The 22,644-nt window shown below is 42.4% G+C and carries 22 protein-coding genes; 13 read left to right on the top strand and 9 right to left on the bottom strand.

What is annotated here, in order from left to right:
* Positions 1-101 precede the first annotated feature (101 nt).
* Positions 102-1,895 (bottom strand): glycosyltransferase family 2 protein, encoded by a 1,794-nt coding sequence (locus tag MJ612_RS07255; protein WP_187032835.1) that lies wholly within the window; start codon positions 1,893-1,895, stop codon positions 102-104.
* 245 nt (positions 1,896-2,140) lie between these two features.
* Here MJ612_RS07255 and MJ612_RS07250 point away from each other — a divergent pair, with 245 nt between their 5' ends.
* Positions 2,141-3,364 (top strand): glycoside hydrolase family 2 TIM barrel-domain containing protein, encoded by a 1,224-nt coding sequence (locus MJ612_RS07250; protein ID WP_250419087.1) that lies wholly within the window; start codon positions 2,141-2,143, stop codon positions 3,362-3,364.
* Positions 3,365-3,401: 37 nt separating this feature from the next.
* Here MJ612_RS07250 and MJ612_RS07245 read toward each other — a convergent pair whose 3' ends face one another.
* Positions 3,402-4,313, bottom strand: a complete 912-nt coding sequence (locus MJ612_RS07245; protein ID WP_187032832.1) for a polysaccharide deacetylase family protein — start codon at positions 4,311-4,313, stop codon at positions 3,402-3,404.
* A gap of 842 nt (positions 4,314-5,155) precedes the next feature.
* Between MJ612_RS07245 and MJ612_RS07240 the strand changes: the two genes are divergently transcribed.
* The 3 genes from MJ612_RS07240 (at position 5,156) to MJ612_RS07230 (ending at position 7,462) form a co-directional block, all read left to right on the top strand.
* Positions 5,156-5,962, top strand: a complete 807-nt coding sequence (locus tag MJ612_RS07240) for a M57 family metalloprotease (protein ID WP_187032830.1) — start codon at positions 5,156-5,158, stop codon at positions 5,960-5,962.
* Positions 5,963-6,172: 210 nt separating this feature from the next.
* Positions 6,173-6,586 carry a hypothetical protein gene (locus MJ612_RS07235; protein ID WP_187032828.1) on the top strand — a complete coding sequence of 138 codons (414 nt, stop codon included), beginning with the start codon at positions 6,173-6,175 and terminating at the stop codon, positions 6,584-6,586.
* A 72-nt stretch (positions 6,587-6,658) separates the two neighbouring features.
* Positions 6,659-7,462, top strand: coding sequence for an RHS repeat domain-containing protein (locus MJ612_RS07230; protein ID WP_187032826.1), 804 nt, complete (start codon positions 6,659-6,661; stop codon positions 7,460-7,462).
* A gap of 75 nt (positions 7,463-7,537) precedes the next feature.
* On the opposite strand, the gene MJ612_RS07225 is transcribed toward MJ612_RS07230, so the two are convergent.
* The 3 genes from MJ612_RS07225 to MJ612_RS07215 form a co-directional block, all read right to left on the bottom strand.
* Positions 7,538-7,729 (bottom strand): cold-shock protein, encoded by a 192-nt coding sequence (locus MJ612_RS07225; protein ID WP_187032824.1) that lies wholly within the window; start codon positions 7,727-7,729, stop codon positions 7,538-7,540.
* Between the two features lie 411 nt (positions 7,730-8,140).
* A complete protein-coding gene (locus MJ612_RS07220; RefSeq protein ID WP_187032822.1) occupies positions 8,141-10,579 on the bottom strand; it encodes a TonB-dependent receptor domain-containing protein in 2,439 nt (812 codons plus the stop codon).
* Between the two features lie 396 nt (positions 10,580-10,975).
* Positions 10,976-11,866, bottom strand: a complete 891-nt coding sequence (locus tag MJ612_RS07215) for a DUF3575 domain-containing protein (RefSeq protein WP_250419086.1) — start codon at positions 11,864-11,866, stop codon at positions 10,976-10,978.
* Between the two features lie 335 nt (positions 11,867-12,201).
* Here MJ612_RS07215 and MJ612_RS07210 point away from each other — a divergent pair, with 335 nt between their 5' ends.
* The gene (locus tag MJ612_RS07210; protein WP_187032820.1) at positions 12,202-12,915 is read left to right on the top strand and encodes a response regulator transcription factor; all 714 of its coding nucleotides are present in this window, start codon (positions 12,202-12,204) and stop codon (positions 12,913-12,915) included.
* Between the two features lie 40 nt (positions 12,916-12,955).
* Here MJ612_RS07210 and MJ612_RS07205 read toward each other — a convergent pair whose 3' ends face one another.
* The 3 genes from MJ612_RS07205 to MJ612_RS07195 all read right to left on the bottom strand — a co-directional run bounded on the left by MJ612_RS07205 (position 12,956) and on the right by MJ612_RS07195 (position 14,340).
* Positions 12,956-13,165 (bottom strand): response regulator transcription factor, encoded by a 210-nt coding sequence (locus tag MJ612_RS07205; protein ID WP_187032818.1) that lies wholly within the window; start codon positions 13,163-13,165, stop codon positions 12,956-12,958.
* A 111-nt stretch (positions 13,166-13,276) separates the two neighbouring features.
* Complete coding sequence (locus MJ612_RS07200; RefSeq protein WP_187032815.1) at positions 13,277-13,711, bottom strand: hypothetical protein; 435 nt, start codon at positions 13,709-13,711, stop codon at positions 13,277-13,279.
* A 170-nt stretch (positions 13,712-13,881) separates the two neighbouring features.
* Positions 13,882-14,340: a YbhB/YbcL family Raf kinase inhibitor-like protein gene (locus MJ612_RS07195; RefSeq protein ID WP_187032813.1), complete on the bottom strand. Its 459-nt coding sequence runs from the start codon at positions 14,338-14,340 to the stop codon at positions 13,882-13,884.
* Positions 14,341-14,725: 385 nt separating this feature from the next.
* Here MJ612_RS07195 and MJ612_RS07190 point away from each other — a divergent pair, with 385 nt between their 5' ends.
* The gene (locus MJ612_RS07190; protein ID WP_187032811.1) at positions 14,726-15,190 is read left to right on the top strand and encodes an Hsp20/alpha crystallin family protein; all 465 of its coding nucleotides are present in this window, start codon (positions 14,726-14,728) and stop codon (positions 15,188-15,190) included.
* A 333-nt stretch (positions 15,191-15,523) separates the two neighbouring features.
* Positions 15,524-16,228, top strand: coding sequence for a hypothetical protein (locus MJ612_RS07185; RefSeq protein ID WP_187032809.1), 705 nt, complete (start codon positions 15,524-15,526; stop codon positions 16,226-16,228).
* Positions 16,229-16,318: 90 nt separating this feature from the next.
* Here MJ612_RS07185 and MJ612_RS07180 read toward each other — a convergent pair whose 3' ends face one another.
* Positions 16,319-16,606 (bottom strand): hypothetical protein, encoded by a 288-nt coding sequence (locus MJ612_RS07180; RefSeq protein ID WP_187032807.1) that lies wholly within the window; start codon positions 16,604-16,606, stop codon positions 16,319-16,321.
* A gap of 298 nt (positions 16,607-16,904) precedes the next feature.
* Here MJ612_RS07180 and MJ612_RS07175 point away from each other — a divergent pair, with 298 nt between their 5' ends.
* The 6 genes from MJ612_RS07175 (at position 16,905) to MJ612_RS07150 (ending at position 22,641) form a co-directional block, all read left to right on the top strand.
* A complete protein-coding gene (locus MJ612_RS07175) occupies positions 16,905-17,453 on the top strand; it encodes a c-type cytochrome (RefSeq protein ID WP_250419085.1) in 549 nt (182 codons plus the stop codon).
* Positions 17,454-17,493: 40 nt separating this feature from the next.
* Positions 17,494-19,536 (top strand): Sec-dependent nitrous-oxide reductase, encoded by a 2,043-nt coding sequence (nosZ, locus tag MJ612_RS07170; RefSeq protein ID WP_187032805.1) that lies wholly within the window; start codon positions 17,494-17,496, stop codon positions 19,534-19,536.
* 83 nt (positions 19,537-19,619) lie between these two features.
* Positions 19,620-20,231: a hypothetical protein gene (locus MJ612_RS07165; RefSeq protein ID WP_187032803.1), complete on the top strand. Its 612-nt coding sequence runs from the start codon at positions 19,620-19,622 to the stop codon at positions 20,229-20,231.
* Positions 20,228-20,689: a nitrous oxide reductase accessory protein NosL gene (locus MJ612_RS07160; protein WP_187032801.1), complete on the top strand. Its 462-nt coding sequence runs from the start codon at positions 20,228-20,230 to the stop codon at positions 20,687-20,689. The genes MJ612_RS07165 and MJ612_RS07160 overlap by 4 nt, the downstream gene beginning before the upstream one ends.
* Complete coding sequence (locus MJ612_RS07155) at positions 20,673-21,971, top strand: nitrous oxide reductase family maturation protein NosD (protein WP_187032799.1); 1,299 nt, start codon at positions 20,673-20,675, stop codon at positions 21,969-21,971. Before MJ612_RS07160 ends, MJ612_RS07155 begins: the two co-directional genes overlap by 17 nt.
* Complete coding sequence (locus tag MJ612_RS07150) at positions 21,934-22,641, top strand: ABC transporter ATP-binding protein (RefSeq protein ID WP_187032797.1); 708 nt, start codon at positions 21,934-21,936, stop codon at positions 22,639-22,641. Before MJ612_RS07155 ends, MJ612_RS07150 begins: the two co-directional genes overlap by 38 nt.
* Positions 22,642-22,644 lie beyond the last annotated feature (3 nt).

The raw sequence follows: 22,644 nt of genomic DNA, 5'->3' as shown, positions 1-22,644 counted from the left end.
TACTTAAGCTTAATGTGAGCTATAGCTTGTAAAATAAAATAAGATATAATCTATGCTTTCAAAAGGAGTATAAACTTACGTACGCTATAGTTACTATAGCGCTATTGTGTAAACTTCCCGATGAGGGCGTTCACTGCGTCTTTGTCTTTTACTGGCGGGTGAGTTTCTTTTTTAACCTGTTGATCAAAATCTAATAAGTCGATTTGATTATACTTTGCGATGATGAAGCTGAAAGATAGTATAGCTGCCAGCATTGTAAAAGTAAGTGCAAAGTACCGGATGCTACCATAAAAGCTATGGCGGGCACGCCAGATAAGTAAGCGGAGCGGCATTAAAACGGGCTGCAGCACAGAGGCCTGTATAAAGTTCACCCTGATCCAGTGCATCCACTTTTCCTGCCCTATCAGGATGATACCTCCCAGAATGGAAACGTTTACCAGCGAGAAGAGCGCCATCATCTGTACATACGGGTTGTCGTATAAATGCCCGTACTCTAACTGGCTGTAATAAATTGCCCAAATGCTGATAACGCAAACCGTGATGTTCGGCAGGTTCAGGAGGTAATTGTTTTGAGGTTTATCGTCTTTTGGCGTAGGGATGTAAGGCACTTTTATTCTGAATATCGAATAGATCAATCCGAGGCTGAAGACCCACCACGTACCGGTGCGGAGAATACCGCCAAACATATGGAAACCGCTTTCATTCTTCTCGTGTAGCCAGCGCTGCGCAAAATGCCTTATACAGATAGATATACAGAAAAATGGAGCAAACATCACCACAAATTCGCCTAGAGGCACATACCATGGGAACTCAGCCAGCACCAGTGCAAGTATAGGAATAGCAAAATCTACGAGGTTAAACACCCCGAACAGGTAATAAAGTGGTAGTGTAAAATAATGGATCTTCTGGCGCCAGGTAAACTTACTGAACAGCTTTGGATACACAGCAAAAAGAAGCTCAAATGTACCCCGTGCCCATTTTATCTGCTGCTTATAGTATGCAGACATTGTAGCAGGTACTAACCCACGTGTCAGTATTTTAGGGACATACACCGATTTCCAGCCTTTGGCATGTAATTGCATAGCTGTATGCATGTCTTCGGCTAAGCCGGCTGCATGCCCGCCTATGCTATCTAAAGCCTCTCTACGGAAGGTACAATTCGCGCCAATGGCCTGTACTGTGCCATAGCTGTTCATCCCCATCATCATAGGGCCATAAAAACTATAAGTTTGCTCGGCAGCGCCATAGGCCACCAGACTTTCCTTACGGTTACTATAGGCCTGCACTACCTGCACAAATCCAATCTCCGGGTTCTCAAAAAATGGCAGTACTTCATCCAGAAACTCGGGGGCTGGTACGTGATCAGGGTCCAGGATTAGGCAAATATCGCCGGTAGCATACTGCAGGGCATTATTTATGTTACCTGCCTTGGCATTTACTTTTATACTTCGTGTGATATGTTTTACTCCTAATCTCTCACAGGCAGCTTTAAGTACAGGGTCGTCGCCTTCATCACATAAATAAGTAGTGTGCGGGTAACGGATGTTCTGTATAGCTTCCAACGTCTGGATGATCATGCTGTGAGGTTCACCAGGACAAGCTGTTGTAAACACATCTACTGTAAATGGTGTTTGTAATACGGGCCGCTTAGGCACACTTACCGCAAAATAATGATACCACTCGTGTAGGGTGCGCAGCAGTTTAAAGCCAAGTGCCGTGGTAAGCAGCCAGAACAGAGGAGCGTAACCTATATGATCTTCGTCGATGAACCAGAATAAAAAGGAAACCATACAGAACAGCCCCAGCACGATCATGAAGCGTATAGCTCTTACATCTTCCTGTATTGGTTTATTAAGTTTGGGTGGGGGAGTATGCTGTAGAGGTGTCGTAAGCATAAATTAACGTAATAAGGGTATTGTGGTAGTTATCAGCTCAGTAAAAGAATATTCAGATGCACGAATAAACCTAACCATCGTATACTCGTATTTTCGGATATATGTTTTTACTAAAGCAGGGTTTCCTTTACCCTGTACCTAAAAAATCCTTCATAATGTCTTTTCGGCACCCTTATCTTATACTGAGTTACTTTCTTTTACTGTGCTTATGCTGCAGTTGCCAGCCTGATAATCCTGGTGAGCGCGTGTATATAGCCAAAGGACGAACAGTAGAAATAGTAGGCAGTAATGGAAATTACACGTTGTATCGCCATGGAAAACCATATTTCATAAAAGGAGCAGCAGGATATGAGCACTTTGATAAAATTAAAGCTTATGGGGGTAACTCGGTGCGCGTATGGCATGCAGAAGATGCCGGACAAATACTGGATGAAGCCCATGCAAATGGCCTGACGGTAACATTGGGCTTATGGCTGGGTCGGGAGCGTGAAGGCTTTAACTACTACGATAAAGAATCGGTGGCGCAGCAAAAGGAGGCTATTCGTAAAATTGTAGAGAAGTATAAAGATCATCCTGCATTGCTTATGTGGGGTATTGGCAACGAACTCTATGCTGAGAGCTCCAATATTAAAGTATGGAATGCTGTAAATGATATTGCTGAAATGATTCATGAGATAGACTCGAATCATCCTACCACAACTACAGTAATGAACGTGCCGGAAAAAGTAGTAAACCTGATAGCCAAGCGCTGCCCGGCATTGGATGTACTGTCTATTAACTCATTTGGCGCAATGCACGACCTGAAAGGAGCATTGGCGCGCAGCGACTGGAAAGGACCTTACATTGTGTCGGAGTTTGGGGCACGTGGTTACTGGGAGGCTTTCTTTACAGAATGGCTGGCTCCCATAGAGCAGACCAGTTCAGAAAAAGCGGAGTATAGCCGGGAACGCTACAAGTTAACAGTGGCTGCAGATAGTGGGCGTTGTTTAGGTAGTTATGTTTTTTTATGGGGCAGTAAGCACGAGACTACCCCCACCTGGTTTAGTTTGATTAACGATAAAGGCGAAGAAACACAGCTGGTAAAAGTGATGAATGAACTTTGGACTGGTAAGGAAACAAAAATAAACCAGGCACCATATGTGGCTTACTTAACCTTAAACGAGAAACACGCCAAAGATAATGTATACTTAGAACCCGGCAGGGCTGCAATGGCCAAAGTATACGCTTTCGATCCCGAAGGTAAACCACTGCGTCTGCACTGGGAAGTGCTGCCCGAAACTGAGATGAAGGATGGTAGTGCAGACAAAGAAAAGACTCCGGTACCGGTAAAGGGTATACTGGGTAAACCAGCTGATCATACAATTACGCTTACACCGCAGCAGGAAGGTGCTTATCGGCTGTATGTGTATTTATATGATGGAGACGGAAATGTAGCAACTGCCAATTTTCCATACTTTGTAAAAAAGTAATTTATCATACGACTTTAAACTGCAAGCTATACTTTCATTAAAAGCTATTTATCATGCTGTTATGCAGCTGCCTTGGCGACCAGTAGCCACTGGCAATAATGCGGCGGATAGTAAATAGTGGCTCAGAAGCATCACGGGAAGTAGCCAACTGGAAAGCGGCCTTAAAATTTCGCTTCTTGAGCTCAGGGATAGCCTGCTCATTCCAAAGACCAAAAGGGTAAGCGAAGTACTGCACAGGCTTACCAGTAATTTCCTGCAGTTGCCGCGAAGGATTTTCTATCTGCGTAATCCAATCCTTAGGCTCATATTTCTTCACATTCTGGTGATCCCAGGTATGTGAACCTATGATGTGGCCGGAATCGGAGAGGGCTTTTACCTGCGCTTTGCTCATGTAGTTGGGTCTCCCCAGCGATACCGTCATCACAAAAAAGACACCTTTAAAACCATATTGTTCCAGTACCGGTGCAGCTACTTTGTAATGATCCAGGTTAGTGTCATCAAAAGTAAGCATAACAGGTTTCTCAGGTAAAGGCTTATTATGTACCAGGTAATCGTACAGCTCATCCGGTAGTATGGTATGGTAGCCACTGTCGGCGAGCATCTTTATCTGGTTTCGGAAATTCTCTTCTTCTACAATATATGTCTTCGCCATTTCAGAGTCACGGGTACGCCAGTTACGGAGCTGGTGGTAGCAAAGTATAGGTATTTGTTTACGGGCAAGTATAGTAGCGGCATCTGCGGGTATAGCAGCTGAGGTATCTCTGGCAGGAACTAATTCGGCAAGTCGGGCAGCTGTACCTGGTAATGAGTTGCCGGTGGTTACTTTTAACTGATTATCAGGAGCATCCGGGGCAGAAGCAGCGACTGAATAAAGTAAAAGCACGATGGATAAGACTGCAACTGTAAACAGGGTAAACAGCACTAGTGGCTGGCGTAAAAAGGTAAGCATAAGGGTAAGTATAAAAGCTATCTAATATTACGCAATTCCCTCGATAACCAAAGCTTAGGGAGCCCAGATTTTTTATATCTGCTTATGCACTGATTTACATCTTCTTCAGGTTAAAGTATTCAGTTAGAAAGTATAGCTTAACCACATTTTGATAGCATTATCAAACAACTGTTAGCTATGCCTGATGGTGGGTAGTAGTCTAATTAACTTAGCTCCTTATAGGCTTAGATAATATTTTAGCAGCAAAGAGAAGCCGGAGCTACTTTTTGGAGTGAATTTATGCTCCTGTTTAATTTATTTTTTTTAATACCCGATGTTAGCATGTTACTTTTCTATGCGATTCTTCCTTAACAATTGTAAGCTTCTAGATTAGGCCCTGTGAATCAATGGTATAACAACAATACATCTTAGGTTTATGATACTGTTGCCCTTTTATTGGCTGAAAGCCGAATAAATAAACCTTTTCATTTAATGAATGGATAAAACTTAGACGTTATAGAATTATAAAGTTAAAACATTGGTGTTATTCCTTTATTTGTAAAGTTACTTTAATACCCTCTATAAGAGCCTCGAACACGATGTTACCTTTGTATTAAAACCTTCCTTTCCAGAGTATTACATTACCTATAAGTTTGTTTAGTAGAAAATCTGTAGCTATTGTTTTACGCCCATTTATACCAGTAAACCTGTAGCAGCTGCTCCTACAAATTTGCAGATACTTAAGCACACCTTTTTAGCCAGTTAAGCTTCTGCTTAGAACAAACACCTTGCTTAGCCGAAGGTGAGACGACCGGAATTTGTTTCACTTTTAATATTTTTTTCACTTTAACACCTAAACATTTATGAAAATCAAAAATTTACTCGTGTTGCCAGCATTGGTAGCAACCTTATTCTTCTCTTCATGCGAGCAGAAAGAAGAAACAGCTGTAGCTAAAAACGAAGTATCAGAAATGACACTTGCACAGATCGCGCAGCTTGGTTTCAGCAAAAACAATGTACAAAAAGTAGACGGTGGTTACCTGGTGGAGGGTGATATCCTACTAACTGACAAAGACCTGAATGAAAACACGATGGTACAGGCTTTACGTGTTGGTGAGTCGGAGCAGTACCGTACAACAAACCTTGTTACTGTAGGTTCTACTACACGTACGATCTATGTAGCAGTATCTACAAGCCTTCCTTCAACTTATGTAGCTGCTGTGGATGAAGCTGTTCGTCGTTACAATGCTGAAAACCTGCGCCTGCGTTTCCAGCGTGTATCTTCAGGTTACAACATATTGTTCACAGCTGCTCCGGCTGGTTCTACTTACCTGGCTTCAGCTGGTTTCCCATCAGGTGGTAACCCTTACAACAGAGTTCAGGTTAACTCTTCTTACTTAGGCTCAAACCCTGGTACCAATTACCTGGCAACTATCCTGGCTCACGAGCTTGGTCACTGCATCGGTTTCCGTCACACTGACTACATGGACCGCTCTTACTCTTGCGGTGGTGGTTACACTAACGAAGGTGCTTCTACTGTAGGTGCAATTCATATCCCAGGTACTCCAACAACTGCTGATCCTAACTCTTGGATGTTGGCTTGTATCGGATCTGGTGTGAACCGTTACTTCAACTCGAACGACAGAACTGCTCTTAACTACCTGTACTAATCCACTATTAGTATAGAAAAAGCCCCGGCAGGTTTATCTTGCCGGGGCTTTTTATTTTATAGTTTTTTACGCTAAGTATAATTGTAGTAACTATACTTTAAACAATGTTAATGCGTATCGTATAATGCTTCGAAAATACAGCGGAAATAACTGACAGGTAAATTCTATTTCATACCTTTACTTACACCTATTGTTATAAAGGTCATCTATATGTTACTGCACAAGGACGGTTTGATTGAACTGAATTACGATGTTGTTCACGATATCTTAAAAGTTAACTGGCCTGATCTGACGGGAGCAACAATGCCTGAGATCAACTATTCTTTAAAAAAACTCATCGACACGCTACGCCATTTCGATATCAAGAGATTGATGGTAGACTCTCGTGGTAGCAGCGTAGCTGACATTAGCAGAGAAGATCACCAAGCTATAATTTTTAACTTCGCGAAGAAGCTAATGAGTACCCGGCTCGAAAAAATGGCCCGTATCGAAACTAAAGATAATGCACGGGAAACGGTAGTAGTGCAAACAGCTGAAGAAGCTATCCATAATCTGGGTATACAGTATCAATTCCGGAACTTTTCTGACGAACTATCTGCTTATAAATGGCTTTGTGAGAATTGATTTTCTTCGGCCACATATTTATAACGGAAACTATACTTTAGAAATCAGCTTCTGCCTTATCCATTATTTTACATGAGAATAAATTTACTTTACCTGCTTGCCCTGTTTCTTTGCCTTACAAGTTGTTTAGAGCTCGGTTCTGATGATGCCGAACCGAAAGAAGATTGCAGGTTGGCTTCTAGCACTACTACAGTTAAAAACAGTGAAGGCAGTGTTTTTAGTTATAAACTAAATTATACTTACAATGAAGATGGTCGCTTAGCAAGTATAGCAGCTCCTGACACCAATTCTTTGAACATCCGGTTTACTTACGATGCTCAGGGGAGACTAATTTCGGAGAGATTAGACCAAACTACCTGGACCAGTGAATACAACGCATTAGATCAAGTTGTAAAACAGACCCATACGTTTGAATTTGCGCCGGGCAGGTATGAAGTTTATTATCTGGTTCATCAGTATAACAATACAGGGCTGTTAGAGGAAACAAGACATTATTTACCAAATGAAGAGGGAGATGTTTTAGGCTATACTTTCCGGTATTCTTACAGCAATGGCAAAATGAGCGGTGTTGAGAAAATATCAGGATATTCCCTGAGTCATCACAAAGCCACTTTCGTTACAGACGACAAAAAAGTGCCAACACCTACACAGGCTATGCATATGCTTTATTTATTCCGCGACGAAACATTACCTATGATGGGTTTACTAACAGGTAACCTGACCAGTTTTAATGTTACGGAAGGCGAATTTCAGGCAGGTTTCAAATCATTTAATGCAAGTATAACTTATAACGATGCCGGTTACCCAACAGCTGTTACCAGAGAGTATGCAAACGGCGCAACCGAGAACTCCACCTATACTTATAGTTGCGAATAACATAACTCATATAAAACAAAAAAGGCTTACCAGTTGGTAAGCCTTTTTTGTTGATGCTTGCACTTATATTTTACACTAAGCACGCTTTACATTTACAGCGTTTAGTCCTTTTCTACCTTCCTGCAATTCAAATGTTACTCTGTCATTTTCTCTGACCTCATCAACTAATCCAGTTACGTGTACAAAATACTCTTTGTCTGAATTTTCATCCTTGATAAAACCAAAACCTTTCTCGTTGTTGAAGAATTTTACTGTTCCGTTATTCATATTGTGATTTGTTATTATACACCTACTACACCAAGTCTTTCCAAAATGTTCACAAAATTTTAAAATATTTTAATTGAAGTGTACAAATGTGGGCTAAAATATGTTTAAACCGCCTTTTTATTTATCCACATTCTAAGTTTGATTACATAGAGGTTGAAAAGGTGTAGTATAATGTTAGTATTAAATATGGTTATCTTTTAATGGCTTATACTTTAAACAGGAAGTTGTTTATTAGAACGAAGTGCAATCAGATTTCTGATACTCTTAAAATTTTATTTTTTATTAGTAGCGAGAACAGAGTTCAAAGCTTTATACTTCAGAAACAAAACTGAGCTATTGGCGCAAAAAAAACTGACCTTATACTTGTTCTCATATAAGGTCAGGTTTTAAAGTTTAATATAAGCCGGACTTTTAGTTACCTGTGCGGTTTAGTTCTTCGAGATTAACATTACGTTTCTTACTTTCGAAAGCTTTGCCTTTGTTAAAGTTATAGCGCAGGTGCAGACGAACACTTTGCATACCGTGGTACTGATTGATTTTATTAGAGTTACCATCAACCATAGTATCTATGCGCAGGTCACGGCTTCTGAAAATGTCAGTAACGTTCATGGTTACTGTTAACTTATCTTCCAGGAAAGAGCGCTTTAAACCGGCATCTAACCACCACTGATCAGCAAATTCAAACAATCCGTAAACCCCTGGCCCTTGGTACGCACCTGTAAGTTCAAGGCGCATACCTTTCGGAAGCAGTATGTTGTGGCTGCTCTGGGCGCTGAAATTTAACTGCTCGCTAGTTTCTGTTATCTCGTTTACCTTTACCGTAAAGTGTTGGTATGCCAATGTAGCATTGTTATTTATTTCCCATTTCCCTGGCTTCACACGGATTGGAGCTACTAATGTTGCATTTATATTGGTAAAGTCATCCATGTTGCGGCGCTCGAAGATGGTCAGATTCTTCTCTCTGTGGTACACCGGAACTTCACCAATAAAGTCTTTGGTAACAGCGTAACCTAACACCAGGTTATATGTCTTTCTGAACATCTGTGTCACCTCAAAAGAGTTGGTATATTGTGGTTTCAGGTGGGGGTTGCCTGTTGCCAGTGTATTCGGGTCGATGTAGAAAACGAAAGGGTTCAGGTGACCATAATGTGGCCTGTTTATACGACGGCTATACTTATACCCGATCTGGTAGTTCTCGCTTACCTGCTGCTGTATAAACAGACTTGGGAAAAAGTTCAGGTAGCTTCTGTCGTTTATTTGGTTCAGGGTTTTGGCATCCCCTTCGGCTTGTGTCTGTTCAGCACGTAGCCCTGCCTGAATTTTCCATGTTTCGCCGATGCTGGTTGAGAAGTTTGTATAAGCTGCCAGTATATCTTCCGTAAAAATAAAGTGGCTGCTGCGCTCCGGGGCTATTGTGCGTACGCCGTCGCTGATCTCATAAAAACGTAATTCGTTATCCGATACCACGTGGCTTATTTTGGTCCCCAGTTCCAGTCTTCCGTTTTTACCGATCTGTTTAGCGAAGTCTGTTTTAGCGGAATAAATGTCGTAATGTGTCGGATTTTCGGTGGCAAAATGGTTCAGCTGAGTAGGCTCATCGCTGTTTATGCGCTCAAAGCTGTGGCTAAACCCTGTTTCATCATCATTAGCGATAGTAGCATAATCAACATCGGCTGTAAGAGTGGTTCCAGTTGCTCCTAACTTACCAGAATAGTGCAGGTTAATGGTGCTGTTATAGTAAGTGCCGCCTGCTGTGTTTGTAGATGTTATAAGCGTATCGTTTGCAGCGGTATTATCGCGTAACAAGCCCTTGGTATAAAAGCTGTTAGAGTTGTCGGAATACTGCAGGTTTGCTACCATACCAACGCTATGGTTGTCGTTTATATCATAATCTGTTGCCAGGCGTAAGGATGGAGAGACTCTGCGGCCCTCTTCACGGCCTGTCTGAGTAAGTGATTTTTTACCTGTGCTGCTGTTAACAATGCGGGCAGTTTCAACATCACGGAATCGTGGTCGGCGCGCAAAATCAGCATTTACAGATGTATTCCATTTCCCGTTTTTCAGGTTGATGTTACCACCTGAAGTATAAGCGTGTAACTGGTTATACTGGTAGCCGGCATATACGCCACCATTCAGGCCGAAAAGCTGGTTCTTTTTCAGGTTGATGTTGATGATACCAGATGTTCCTTCGGCATCATACTTAGAGGATGGGTTGGTTATGATCTCCAGGTCCTTCAGGTTTTCGGCAGACATGCCCTGCAGCAGATTCTGAAGGTCTTTACCAGTGAGATAAGATGGTTTCCCGTTGAGCAGAATCTGTACGCCCCCTTTGCCGTTCAGTGTTATATTGCCATCCTGATCGACCCAAACACCAGGCGATTTTTCAAGAACCTCATAAGCTGTACTTCCTGTAGCCAGTGCTGTGCCTTCAACACTTACTACCATTTTATCGGCTTCGTTAAGTATAGTTGGCCGTAGTGCCTGTACGGTTACCTCTTTCAGAACTTTAGCATCAGACTTGAGCTGTAGTTTACCAAAGTCTTTAGAGGCAGACGGACCAGATACTTCGAATACGGCACTCTGATAAGTAACGTACCCCAGGCTGTTTACTTTAAGCAGGTAAGTGCCTTTTGCCGGAGTCTTGATCTTAAAGTTACCATCCATATCAGCAATAGCTCCGGTAACAACAGCAGAGGTAACTGCATCCAGCACAGCCACATTGGCAAAGCCAACATTCAGATTCTTGTCATCTGCTATGGTGCCAGTCAGCATACCTTCAGACTGAGCATAAGTCTTTACTGTAAAGCTGCTGAACAGTATAAGTAGCAGGAGGTGGTAGATCTTTTTCATAGTTTTATTTTAGGAATGTGTACTAAATGAACACTGCAAATATATAGTAAGGTACTTTGTTATGCAAGGTACTGTTGGGCCTGTACACTATCTTTTAGATGAACCTATCTATTTCTACTGCTAACCCATAAAGTTTCAGGATAAACAGCTGCATAAAAGGAGGGAGGCAAACCAAAGGCTCAGGTGTTCTGTTAATGCCTGATTAGGCTACAAATAAACACTGAAGTATAGTATAGCTGATCTGCCTTCAGTTTATAAAAGCAGCTTGCTACGTAAAAAACGCATAAAAAGTAAAGGCCACCTCTATGGGTGGCCTTTAGCTTACAGGGTTTAAAGTTTTGGGTTAGCGCAAATGTATAGCCTTAAAGTATAAAAGTTTGGGGTCCCTTTACTACTTTAAAATGCTATACCAATATTAAATCCAAGTCCGCGGATACCAGCAAACGGGCCGTTCATTTTACCAAACATACCGTTATCTTTTACAGTGGCATCCACGTACTTTTTATCTCCGATTGTAAATACCTCTTCAATATCAGCTTCCAGATCTGCTCTGTCTCCTTCCGGCATCATCGTCAGGTCGGTTTTAGCCGAGAAGTCTCCGGTTAGCTTGCCGTAGTGGCCTCCCACTATGTACCAGTCAAAAGTTACTCTCTTTGCAATAAGCCACTGTGCACCAAGCATTACGCCCCCGCCAAAGCCGCTCATTTTTGCTGTTATTGGCAGGTCGTATTCAAAGTCTAAATCATCTTCATACACATACATATGAGATAAATTAAAGGTAGCATAACGACCGTAAACAGAAGCATAAAAGCCTCTGGCACCAGGCTTTTTACCGGTATAAAACCTGATCTCACCAGTAAAAGCATTGGAAGAAACCGTGGCATCCTCTAAAATGTCTGTTATTTCCTGAGCTTCTTCACTGTCATCTTCTGTGGCTGCTTCTCCCATTTCCAGTGCTTTGCTGATGAATGGAATAGAGCCGGCTTCCGTTTCCGGAGTAAAGCTGTAACCACCAACCAATGTTATTTTGCGAGCAATTGCACGTTCGTAGCTGAAGCTATAGTTGCTAAATGCTAGAGAAGTCAAATTCATTTTAACACTGTTCCTGCGAAATACCTCATTCATAACAGGTGCTGTTGTAGTAACAGGTGCTGTTGTCTGAAGTGTTGTTGTTTGTATAGTAGTGGTTGAATCAACAGATAGTACCGGAACTGCAGTAGTATCAGTCTGGGCTAAACAAATTCCGACGGAGCAGCAAAGTATAAGAGTGGTAAACAGGTGTTTCATGTGGTCAGGGTATGTGGTGTATTTAAAGTGTCTGCGGTTCTAAAACCTGTGTATCTGCAAAAATATAATAAAAAATTTATATAGCAAAAACGCTATTTTATTAGATGCTTTTAAAGCTTAGTAGTTAAACTAAGAGGTTAAAACATCTGGATTTGGTTATTTTCTCCTAACATCGGGATGGCTCCCAGAGAGGATTCAAAGGTCAGTACATAATCCGATAATCGGAATACCTACTTCTGAGTATTTAATAAATTAAGTGTTCGTAGCGGATTATTTAGCTAACGACTTTCTCAAAGATATACTTTTTTATATATTTAAAGTATAATCTGAAAGCTATGAATCAAAATGATCCTGAAATAACTACAAAAGATGCCCGTCGATCGCTGGAGGAGCGTATGCAGCAGAAGATAGCAGAAATTGATGCGGTGGTGCAGGATCTGCCTGCTGTAGTGATCATTCATAATTTTCAAAAGGGATTTACTGTCGAATACATGTCGCCATACGGGGCAAAGCTGCTGGGCTTTACCTTAGAGGAAATCCGCAACCTGGGAGAAGAGTATCATTATAAGTTCTTTAACCAGGAAGATGTACCAGACTATCTGGCAAAAGCTTCGGAATTAATTGAGCAGAACAACAAGGAGATGATTGTTTCTCTTTTTCAGCAGGTTCGGGCATCAGAGAATCACCCCTGGAAATGGTACCTCACAACTTTAAAGATCCTGATGTGGGATGATGAAGGAAAACCGCTTCTGACCATAGGCCTTGCTTTCCCGATCGACCCGCTCCACCACGTTACATCAAAAGTATCCCGGTTACTGGATGAGAATAATTTTTTGCGGAAGAACTATAACCGGTTTAGTAAGTTATCTGGAAGAGAGCGGGAAGTGTTACGGCATATTGCTTTAGGAAAGAGTGCCGCAGAGAGTGCCGATGAGTTGTGTATTTCTGCTACTACTGTAGAAACGCACCGGCGTAACATAAAAAGAAAACTGGAAACCAGTTCCTTCTTTGAGCTGAGCCAGTACGCACGGGCTTTTGATCTTATTTAACTCAAGTATAAACTATAGCTTACCGCAAGCAAGTGCAGGATTAGGTAATAATAGCCTCCCGGAAAGCCCAGCTGATAAGCTGATACGTACTTTCAAACCCTTGTTTTTGAAGCATCTTCTGGATACGTTGCTGCACTTCAGAGGTAGAAAGGTTCATCTGGTTTCCTATCGTTTCAGCTGTACAGCCTTCAGCCATAAGCTCAATAATTCTGCGTTCGCGAGTGCTTAAAATTGGTGTGTTCTTGTACATACAAGTAGCAGTAAAAAGTTTACATCATCGGCTATTTTAGTATAGCAGGAAATATGTAAACTCTACAGCTAAAGCGCAATACTCACTTCTAATGATTTTTCGCTCCTTTTGCTAGCTTATAGTTGCGGCCGGAAGGCGGTAGAATAGTAAATGAGGTGTGAGCCACTTAAGTGCGGCTTCATTTGTTTCGAATAATTCTACTTGTTTTGTTTTGCCAAAAATGCGATAAGCTTTTTCGCGCATAGAACAAAGTATAGCATAGTGAGGTGTTGCCTTAGGAGAAACTACTGCCAATTGTTTCATAGAGCTTTGTGAAAGCAACAGTGCAAACTCTTCCGCTGCCCACTTCTGATCTTCTGCGTTGCGAGGTTGCAGGTGCTCGCTGTTTTGCAGCCACAAACTTATGCTGTGGTTAATTATAAGCTGGTACAACTGCCGAAGCCCTGCTTTATACTCCCTGTTATCTACATTGCGGAGCCACTTTCCATACAGCAGCTTCTTTTCGGTATCAACCTTTATCTCTAAAAAATCTGTAGTATTCTCCATTAATGAAATACACTAAGCGCTGAAAAGGGAAGGATCTGACTGCTACATACTTACGTTAATGAAGTAGTAGGGCAAGGCAGATCATACCTGCTTTAAATGTACTAATATTTCAATTAATTTAGCAAATTATCCTCTCTTCAGTAGTAGTTCTGACTGCTCCTTACAAAGCATCAGCTCGACTGGCCATAGGTACCCATAAGTTCACCTGAACCTATCACATGATATTCCATGGCTTTCAGTAACTCTTCTTTCTTACTACCCATTGGCAATCCAAGTGTAGTGTCTAAGGCATATACTCTGAAAAAGTAGCGGTGTGTACCTATAGGAGGGCAGGGACCCTGGTATTTAGAATTACCAAAGTCATTTATACCTGGCACTCCAACAGCAGAGTTCTCTTCAATTTTATTGGTTATCGGAATATCCCATAGTAGCCAGTGGGTCCAGGTACCGGCTGGTGCATCAGGGTCTTCCATCAGTAAAGCCAGGCTTACTGTAGGTGACGGTATATTGTCAAGTTCAAGTTCGGGATTGATGTTTTCACCATCACAGGTGTACTCAGATGGTATTTTTTCGCCAGCATTGAAGGCAGGGCTTTCGAGTTGTAATTTAGTTAATGTAATAGGCTCCATTACAGATAAAAGGAAATCAGATTTAAAAACAGACAGATATCTAAAGTATAGCTTAGCTAAAAGTGCTAAGGTAAATTGCAGGTGAAGGCAGAGGGCTCTGAAGAATGGTGCCAGCCTCAGAGAGTAAAATGGTTAATAGGTATACGTTCTGGCAAGTAAGTTAATCCTGTTTTTATAAGTAATTTCTCTAGATGGCTAATCTGGTAAGTAAACAGGTACCAGATGGGGGAGATAGTACTAAAACGAACTGAAATGTGGCACACTGTATTTAGTGAATAAGCTTGGCATATAAGTATAACGCAGGAATCGCAACTAACTAAAAGGGAATTTAATCGTAGAATTTTAATAGATTTTATTGCTAAGTAATTTAAAACAAGGAGGTAAAATGAGATCATTAGCTAGAAGAGAAGAACAGAAACCAGCAACCCGCAGTATGTTCTCTAACTTTTTCAGCGACATAGACCGCATGTTTGATGACGACATGTTTCTGATGCCGATGCACTTGAGCAGACTTGGTAATGGTAACTTGCCTGCCGCTAATATTCGTGAAACTGATAAAGAATATAGTATTGAGATGGCAGTACCTGGCATGAAACGTGACGACTTCAATATCGAATATGATGAGAACATGCTAACCGTTAGCAGTGAGAAGGAAGAGAACATAAACGAAGAAAAAGAGAACTACAGAAGACGTGAATATAACTATAGTTCTTTCAGTCGTTCGTTCAGATTACCGGAAGCAGTGAAGGCCGACAACATTAAGGCGCACTACGAAAATGGCGTGCTGCATATTGCAGTACCAAAAGCTGAACAGGCAAACCAACGTAAGAAACGTATAAATGTAGATTAATAAAGTTTGTTTTGAGTGTGAAAGCCGGAACCACATAAGTGGTTCCGGCTTTTTATTTTGTATTGCAACAAAGGCACATTACAGGCAACTGTACACCGATAGTTAAGGCGGTGTTATGAGCAAAGTATAAATTTTTTCAAAAAAAATTTACTCTAAGCTTATGCAATTTTTTTATAGCTAAGAATTACTTAACACAAAAAAAACATTAAAATGGTAATTTTAAATAAGACAAATTTAATAAAAATGTGAATTTGAAGTTGAAACATCTTAAAAAATAGCAAAGTATAAGCGGAAAGTTAATATAATTTTCACTTTTAAAACCCTCTATTTATTATGAGAAAAGCACAACTTTTCGCATTGCTGGCTATCCCGGCACTTTTCACAGTAGGATGTTCTGAAGACCAGGACATCGCACCATCAGCAGACCTGAGCGCAAGCAAAGCAGCGCTGGCAACAGGTAATGGTGCACCAAGTGGTGCCCATTATGGATTAAATATCATTGGCGTTCCAAAAGGCAAGACAGCTACGATGGACGGAAACAGCGGCCACAGAATATTCGTGGCACTGGATGGTAACTCTAAAATCCTTTTAGCAGAAGGTGAAGAGTTTAAAGTGCTGGATGCCAATGGTACAGACGGCGATGGTGCTAAGTTCCAGTTGCCAAACCCTGATCCGGACAACGATGGTACAACCGTTTATTCTGTTTGGGCCAGATCATTAGGTACACCGGGTGGCAGCTCTGTTATGACAACCTGCGCCACTGACCCAACTATAACAGACGACCCTACCACGCCTGAAGATGAGTCGCTGGTTTGCAGCACAGACAACTTAGTTTCTGTGAGAAGCAAAGGCAAATCAACTTATACCAACGTATCGAGAGACCTGCTTTACATTTATGCTGACCTTGACGGCGATGGCACAGATGAGCGTTATCCACTGTTTGATGACAGACTGGAAGACTACTACTGGAACTATGACAACAATGGCCTGAAAGTGCTTTCTCTTCGTTTTTATGAGCAGCCAACTACAGTAGACTAATTATAACTGGGATGTTTAAAACAAAAGCCCCGGCCATACTTGGCCGGGGCTTTTGTTTTAATTGCATTTAAGTTTAAGGTCGGGTTTATCTTAACGACGTCCGCCTCTATCTGTTTTATCCTTGCCTAGTTGCTTCACTAATTTATTATAAACGCCAAGCAGAAGGAATGAAGGTGCCCATTGTCCAACGAACAAAGCTTCTTCGTCTTTTCTCAAAACTTTAAGTGTAGCAGAAACAGCCATTGAGCCTAAAGCAGCCCATAAATAAATGTCAGAAGGTATTCTGGCAGTATACTCTTCAATTGCGGCTGCTACTGGTCCTTCTTCTTTATTTGGGTTAAAGTTGTCAGCCTTGTTTTTCAATTCTTGTGCTTCCATAGTTATATTCTGGTTTATAGTTAAAATACATTGCTTTAAAAAAACGGATAACCTCCTTTAAAGTTTACAAATCTTTTCAAAATAGCGCTCACATAGTTATTTACCCCCTTCGATAACATCTAAAAAAGACCAGTCGTATTTTTTAGTTACTCTTTTTCATGCTGAAAAATCAGAAAGATGACGAATGTCATTAATAAAAGAGATAAAGGTCTTTTAATGGGTGCAGGTTGAGCCATACTTTTGTTATGTAAACAATCACCACCATATGTTCAAACACTTACAATAAAACTTTAAGATCATGAAAACTCAGATTAAACAAGTTCGGACTACACTAACAGCTACTTTACTTAAACCTGTACAACTAGGAATAATGGCCCTTCTTTGTGGCACTATACTTTTTGGCTGCTCATCAGGTGATAATGAAAGTAACAGCACTGAAGCTCAGGAAGAGACTGGAATAGCAGGGCAGGAGGAAGCTCCGGCTGAAGAAGCGCCAGCTGCCGATAACGGAAAAGGTATTGGCCCGGTAACTACAGTAGAGGTAGGAGCAGAGATAGATGATGCACTTGCTACTACAGGTCAGTCTCTTTTTGAGGGCAAATGTTCTGCCTGCCACCAGTTATCTGACCAGAAAGTTGTAGGTCCTGGCCTTGCTGGTGTAACTGAGCGCCGCAAACCAGAATGGATCATGAACATGATCATCAACCCTGAGGAGATGACAAAGAAAGACCCTGAGGCTAAAAAATTACTGGCTGAGCACCTTACCCAGATGACCAACCAGAACGTGAACGAGCAGGATGCAAGAGCTATACTTGAGTTCCTGAGAAAGAACGACAAAGCCAGCTAAGCTTACTTAAAAAAGAAACAATAGCTAAACAATCCATATCATGGAAACACTGATCAATAAATTAAAAACAGCGGCTCCTAAAGCTGCCCTGCTGATGGCCCTGGCGACCGGCGCGGTATTACAGAGCTGCACTAAATCTGATGGTGGTAATGGCGGTGCAACTGCAGATGCTTTATCTTCAGATGCTGCTTCAGCGGTGTATGTAGCGCCGGGCAAGCACGATGAGCTTTATTCTTTCCTGTCAGGTGGTTTTAACGGGCAGGTATCTGTTTACGGTTTGCCTTCAGGCAGATTGTTAAAGATCATCCCGGTGTTCTCGCAGCACGCGGAGAATGGTTATGGTTACAACGAAGAGACCAAGGCTATGCTACAAACCTCTCACGGTTTTGTGCCTTGGGATGACCTGCACCACCCGAAACTGTCACGTACAGACGGACAAACCGATGGCCGCTGGTTGTTTGTGAATGGTAACAACACGCCACGTGTAGCCCGTGTGGACCTTAAAACCTTCGAGACTGTGGAGATCATGGAGATCCCGAACTCAGCTGGTAACCACTGCTCTCCTTATCCAACCAACAACAACGAGTATGTAATTGCAGGTACCCGCTTCTCTGTTCCGCTGGATATGAAAGGCAGTACAGGCGACGTAGCACTTGATAAGTATGAAGAAGAATTCCGTGGCTCAATCTCCTTTATTAAAGTAGATCCGAAAGAAGGCGACATGGAGCTGGATTTCCAGATCCTGGTGCCTGGTTTTGACTATGACTTAGCTAATGGTGGCAAAGGCCCGTCTGAAGACTGGGTATTCTTTACAACTTATAACTCTGAAAAATCTGGTACTCTTAAAGAGATCGGTGCTTCTCAAAACGATAAAGATTACCTGGCTGCTATAAACTGGAAACTTGCGGCCAAGTATGCCAAAGAAGGTAAGCTGCATGAAATGCCTGCTAACTACTACCATAACAAGCTGGACAAAAACACGCACACTGCTAAATCTACTGTGAAGAAAAAAGTGCGTTACCTGCTTCCAGAAGAGTGCCCAGGTATGATGTACCTGCTGCCTGCACCTAAATCACCACACGGTATCGATGTGGATCCAAGCGGTGAGTTCATGGTAGTTAGTGGTAAACTGGCCTCAGCTATACCTGTATTCTCTTTCGCTAAAATGCAGGATGCTATCAAGAACAAGCAGTTTGATGGCGAGAAGAACGGTATACCAGTGCTGAAGTATGAATCGGTACTGAAAGGTGAAGTAAAAGAGCCGGGCTTAGGACCATTGCACACTGAGTTCGACGGTAAAGGAAATGCCTATACTTCCATGTTCGTGTCTTCTGAAGTTGTGAAGTGGAAGCTGAAAGACCTAAAAGTTGTAGACAGAATTCCGGTGTACTACTCAGTTGGTCACTTAATGATACCTGGTGGCGATACAAAAGAGCCGCATGGCAAATACCTGGTGGCGATGAACAAGATCACCAAAGACCGTTACCTGCCAACAGGCCCTGAACTGGCGCACTCTGCACAGCTGATTGACATCTCTGGTGAGAAAATGAAGATGCTGCTTGACTTCCCGACCGTGGCCGAGCCGCACTACGCACAGGCTATAGTTGCCAGCAAGGTTGCGCCTAATAGTGTTAAATTCCACAAACTGGATGAGAACAAGCACCCGCAGGCCGCTAAGAAGGAAAGCGAAGCGAATGTGACCCGCAAAGGCAATAAAGTTATCGTGAAAATGACTTCTATCCGAAGCCACTTTACACCGGATAATATTGAAGGTGTGCAGGTTGGGGATACTGTGCTCTTCCACGTAACTAACCTGGAACAAGACTGGGATGTACCGCACGGATTTGCAGTGATGGGCGCAAATACTGCCGAAACGCTGATCATGCCGGGTGCTACTCAAACCCTGAGATGGGTACCTAAAAAAGCAGGGGTATACCCAATGTATTGTACCGACTTCTGCTCTGCGCTGCACCAGGAGATGCAGGGATATGTGAGGGTTTCTCCAAAAGGATCTAACGTACCTATCAAATTCTCGACAGGTAAAAAGAAACAAAATATTCCAGGAGTAGCATCAGCAAAATAGTGCTTTAACTGGGCAAATCAGCGGAGGTTGCCCCGGTAGCCTCCGCTGATTTTTTTAAACTTTTCACCTTAAACTATAAAAGGATGAAAGCGATACATAGAGTGCTGATGATTGTGGCAGCATTATCTCTTGGCTTGTTGTTTATGTTTCCGATGTGGAAGATATACCTCAAAGCCCCGCAATATCCTGAAGGATTGGAAATGCACATTTGGGTAAATAAGATATCAGGCAGTTCCGAAAGTGTTCTTCAGAACTTCAATATCCTCAATCACTACATCGGTATGGAACCGATCCACGCTGAGTCATTTGCCGAGCTTAAATTCATGCCCTACATCGTAATTGGTTTTATGGTAACCGGAGTACTGATAGCATTGATAGGCAAACGAAACCTGGCTGGTGCATGGGCCGGTTTACTGATGGGAGCCGGAGCCGCCGGTATACTTGATTTTTATCTATGGCTTGTTAAGTTCGGTACCAACTTAAGCCCCGAAGCACCTATAAAAGTACCGGGCATGACCTATATTCCGCCGCTGCTGGGCAACAAAACATTGCTCAACTTTGAGGCATTGTCGTTACCGGCTTTAGGCAGTGCAGGCATTTTACTGGCCATTGTGTTCAGTATTCTTGCCTTTTACCTGAGCTACAAATCAGCCAAAAAAGAATTAATTAATAAACCTGTTCACTCAGCCGCATGAAACCAGTCTTGAAAATAGTTGGGTTGCTGTTTATACTTAGTGCTATAGTTAGCTGCAAGCCAGAGCAGAAACCAATACCATACGGAGCCGCTAACTGTGCGCACTGCAACATGACCGTAGCCGATAACCGCTATGGAGCAGAACTGGTAAATGATAAAGGCAAAGCCTTCTTTTTCGATTCGTCGGAATGTTTGATGGCGTATGTGAATGAGCAAACTGAATTAGCTGAAAAAGCATCTTTTATACTTGTAAGCGATTTTACAAAACCCGGCGAGCTGATTGATGCACGAAAAGCACATTACCTGCAGAGCAAAAATCTGCCAAGCCCGATGGGCTTATACTTAACAGCCGTAGCCGATAAAACTGCAGCAACTAAAATGCATCAGGAGCACGGCGGTCGCCTGCTGACCTGGAACGAAGCGGTAACAGCCGTGAAGAACAATGAAAAACCTGAGTAAAAATATTTTTCTTATAGTAAGCACTTCGGTGTTGCTGCTGTGGGCTAATGTTGCCTTCGGCAGTACGCTTAAAGTGTGTAAAACCTGTACCTATACTTCGGTAAAACAGGCGGTAAAAAAAGCTAAACCAGGCGATACCGTACTGATCCAGAAGGGAGTGTACAAGGAGCATGGAATTGTAATCGATAAGCCAATCACAATACTAGGCCAGAACAAGCCGGTAATTGATGGAAACTATAAAGGCCAGGTATTTACAGTTGTAGCCGACAATGTAACTATAGAGGGCCTTACCATAAAAAACATTGCCACCAGCTACCGTCAGGATGATGCTGCTATACGCGTGGTGGAACGTAACAATATCCGCATACTTAATAATACTATACTTAATACGTACTTCGGCATCTACCTGCAAAACTCAGAAAACTGTGTAATCAAAGGGAATATAGTGTCGGGTAAAGATGTAACCGGGTTAAATGAATCGGCTTTGGGTAATGCTATCCATCTGTGGTACTGCAACAATGCGGTTATCAGCAATAACAAAGTAAATGGCCACCGCGATGGTATTTACCTGGAGTTTGTAAAGGACAGCGAAGTGAAGAATAACCTGAGCCAGAACAACCTGCGTTACGGGCTGCACTTTATGTTTTCGGACGGCAACGTGTACACGCACAACACTTTCCGTAAAAATGGGGCGGGAGTGGCTGTAATGTATACACGTAACATCCGGATGGAGCACAACACTTTTGAGGGTAACTGGGGCGCTGCCGCGTATGGTCTGCTGCTGAAAGAGATCACAAACAGCGTAATTTACCACAACACATTCCGCAGAAACACCACTGGCATTTACATGGAAAGCTCCAGCCGGCTGGATATACAGAGAAACGAATTTGATAAAAACGGCTGGGCGATCAGGCTCCTGAGCAGCTGCATTGAGGATACCTTTAAGCTGAACAACTTTACAGGCAATTCTTTTGATGTGAGTACGAACGGTACCCCAACTATGAACCTGTTCGAGAACAACTACTGGGACAAGTATAGCGGCTACGACCTGAACAAAGACAGAGTAGGAGATGTGTCGTACCGTCCGGTTAGCTTATACTCGATGTTGGTAGAGAAAGTGCCGCCTTCTGTAATGTTTATGCGCAGTTTTATGGTTGACCTGATGGACAATATTGAGAAGGTGATGCCAAGCTTTATACCTGAGAGTCTGCTCGACGAGCAGCCAATGATGAAGAAGATAAATTATGATAACAATAGAAAACTTACGCAAGTCGTACGGTAAGCTGCAGGTGCTGGGTGGCGTTAGTGTCAGCTTCGATCCCGGAAAAGTAGTGTCGGTCATTGGGCCTAATGGCTCCGGTAAAACCACCATGATAAAGTGTATGCTTGGTATGGTGCTACCTGATGGGGGTGATATTAAAATTAGTGGTAAAAGTATACTTAAAGAACACGCCTACCGCAGTCAGATAGGGTATATGCCGCAGATAGGCCGTTACCCCGAAAACATGAAGATCCGCCAAGTGATCGACATGATACGAGACATACGCAAAGATGTGAAGCAGGTAGATGAAGAACTGATCGGGCTTTATGGTTTAAAGGATATGTATGAAAAACGGATGGGGGCTTTATCTGGGGGGACGAAGCAAAAAGTAAGCGCCGCCCTTGCCTTTATGTTCGATCCGAAGATCCTGATCCTCGATGAACCTACTGCCGGCCTGGACCCGATCTCAGCAGAAATACTGAAAAGTAAAATTCTGAAAGAGAAGAAGAAAGGGAAGCTGATCCTGATCACATCACATATTATGAGTGAAGTAGAGGAGGTAGCCGATGAAGTGATGTGTATGGTAGACGGGCAGGTGAAATTCCATGATACCATCGCCGATATTAAAGCTCAGACAAACGAAGAACGCCTGAGCCGCGCCATTGCCAAAATTCTGAACGAGGAGGACTAAGCC

Origin of the sequence: Pontibacter deserti (genome assembly GCF_023630255.1) — a bacterium.
In the GTDB taxonomy this organism is placed as follows: domain Bacteria; phylum Bacteroidota; class Bacteroidia; order Cytophagales; family Hymenobacteraceae; genus Pontibacter; species Pontibacter deserti.
This window is presented reverse-complemented; position numbering and strand designations above follow the sequence as displayed.

Excerpts from the sequence above, each read along its gene's own strand:
- MJ612_RS07255 (WP_187032835.1), bottom strand. The coding sequence starts at position 1,895 with ATGCTTACGACACCTCTACAGCATACTCCCCCACCCAAACTTAATAAA.
- MJ612_RS07245 (WP_187032832.1), bottom strand. The coding sequence starts at position 4,313 with ATGCTTACCTTTTTACGCCAGCCACTAGTGCTGTTTACCCTGTTTACA.
- MJ612_RS07240 (WP_187032830.1), top strand. The coding sequence starts at position 5,156 with ATGAAAATCAAAAATTTACTCGTGTTGCCAGCATTGGTAGCAACCTTA.
- MJ612_RS07235 (WP_187032828.1), top strand. The coding sequence starts at position 6,173 with ATGTTACTGCACAAGGACGGTTTGATTGAACTGAATTACGATGTTGTT.
- MJ612_RS07230 (WP_187032826.1), top strand. The coding sequence starts at position 6,659 with ATGAGAATAAATTTACTTTACCTGCTTGCCCTGTTTCTTTGCCTTACA.
- MJ612_RS07225 (WP_187032824.1), bottom strand. The coding sequence starts at position 7,729 with ATGAATAACGGAACAGTAAAATTCTTCAACAACGAGAAAGGTTTTGGT.
- MJ612_RS07220 (WP_187032822.1), bottom strand. The coding sequence starts at position 10,579 with ATGAAAAAGATCTACCACCTCCTGCTACTTATACTGTTCAGCAGCTTT.
- MJ612_RS07215 (WP_250419086.1), bottom strand. The coding sequence starts at position 11,866 with ATGAAACACCTGTTTACCACTCTTATACTTTGCTGCTCCGTCGGAATT.
- MJ612_RS07210 (WP_187032820.1), top strand. The coding sequence starts at position 12,202 with ATGAATCAAAATGATCCTGAAATAACTACAAAAGATGCCCGTCGATCG.
- MJ612_RS07205 (WP_187032818.1), bottom strand. The coding sequence starts at position 13,165 with ATGTACAAGAACACACCAATTTTAAGCACTCGCGAACGCAGAATTATT.
- MJ612_RS07200 (WP_187032815.1), bottom strand. The coding sequence starts at position 13,711 with ATGGAGAATACTACAGATTTTTTAGAGATAAAGGTTGATACCGAAAAG.
- MJ612_RS07195 (WP_187032813.1), bottom strand. The coding sequence starts at position 14,340 with ATGGAGCCTATTACATTAACTAAATTACAACTCGAAAGCCCTGCCTTC.
- MJ612_RS07190 (WP_187032811.1), top strand. The coding sequence starts at position 14,726 with ATGAGATCATTAGCTAGAAGAGAAGAACAGAAACCAGCAACCCGCAGT.
- MJ612_RS07185 (WP_187032809.1), top strand. The coding sequence starts at position 15,524 with ATGAGAAAAGCACAACTTTTCGCATTGCTGGCTATCCCGGCACTTTTC.
- MJ612_RS07180 (WP_187032807.1), bottom strand. The coding sequence starts at position 16,606 with ATGGAAGCACAAGAATTGAAAAACAAGGCTGACAACTTTAACCCAAAT.
- MJ612_RS07175 (WP_250419085.1), top strand. The coding sequence starts at position 16,905 with ATGAAAACTCAGATTAAACAAGTTCGGACTACACTAACAGCTACTTTA.
- nosZ (WP_187032805.1), top strand. The coding sequence starts at position 17,494 with ATGGAAACACTGATCAATAAATTAAAAACAGCGGCTCCTAAAGCTGCC.
- MJ612_RS07165 (WP_187032803.1), top strand. The coding sequence starts at position 19,620 with ATGAAAGCGATACATAGAGTGCTGATGATTGTGGCAGCATTATCTCTT.
- MJ612_RS07160 (WP_187032801.1), top strand. The coding sequence starts at position 20,228 with ATGAAACCAGTCTTGAAAATAGTTGGGTTGCTGTTTATACTTAGTGCT.
- MJ612_RS07155 (WP_187032799.1), top strand. The coding sequence starts at position 20,673 with ATGAAAAACCTGAGTAAAAATATTTTTCTTATAGTAAGCACTTCGGTG.
- MJ612_RS07150 (WP_187032797.1), top strand. The coding sequence starts at position 21,934 with ATGATAACAATAGAAAACTTACGCAAGTCGTACGGTAAGCTGCAGGTG.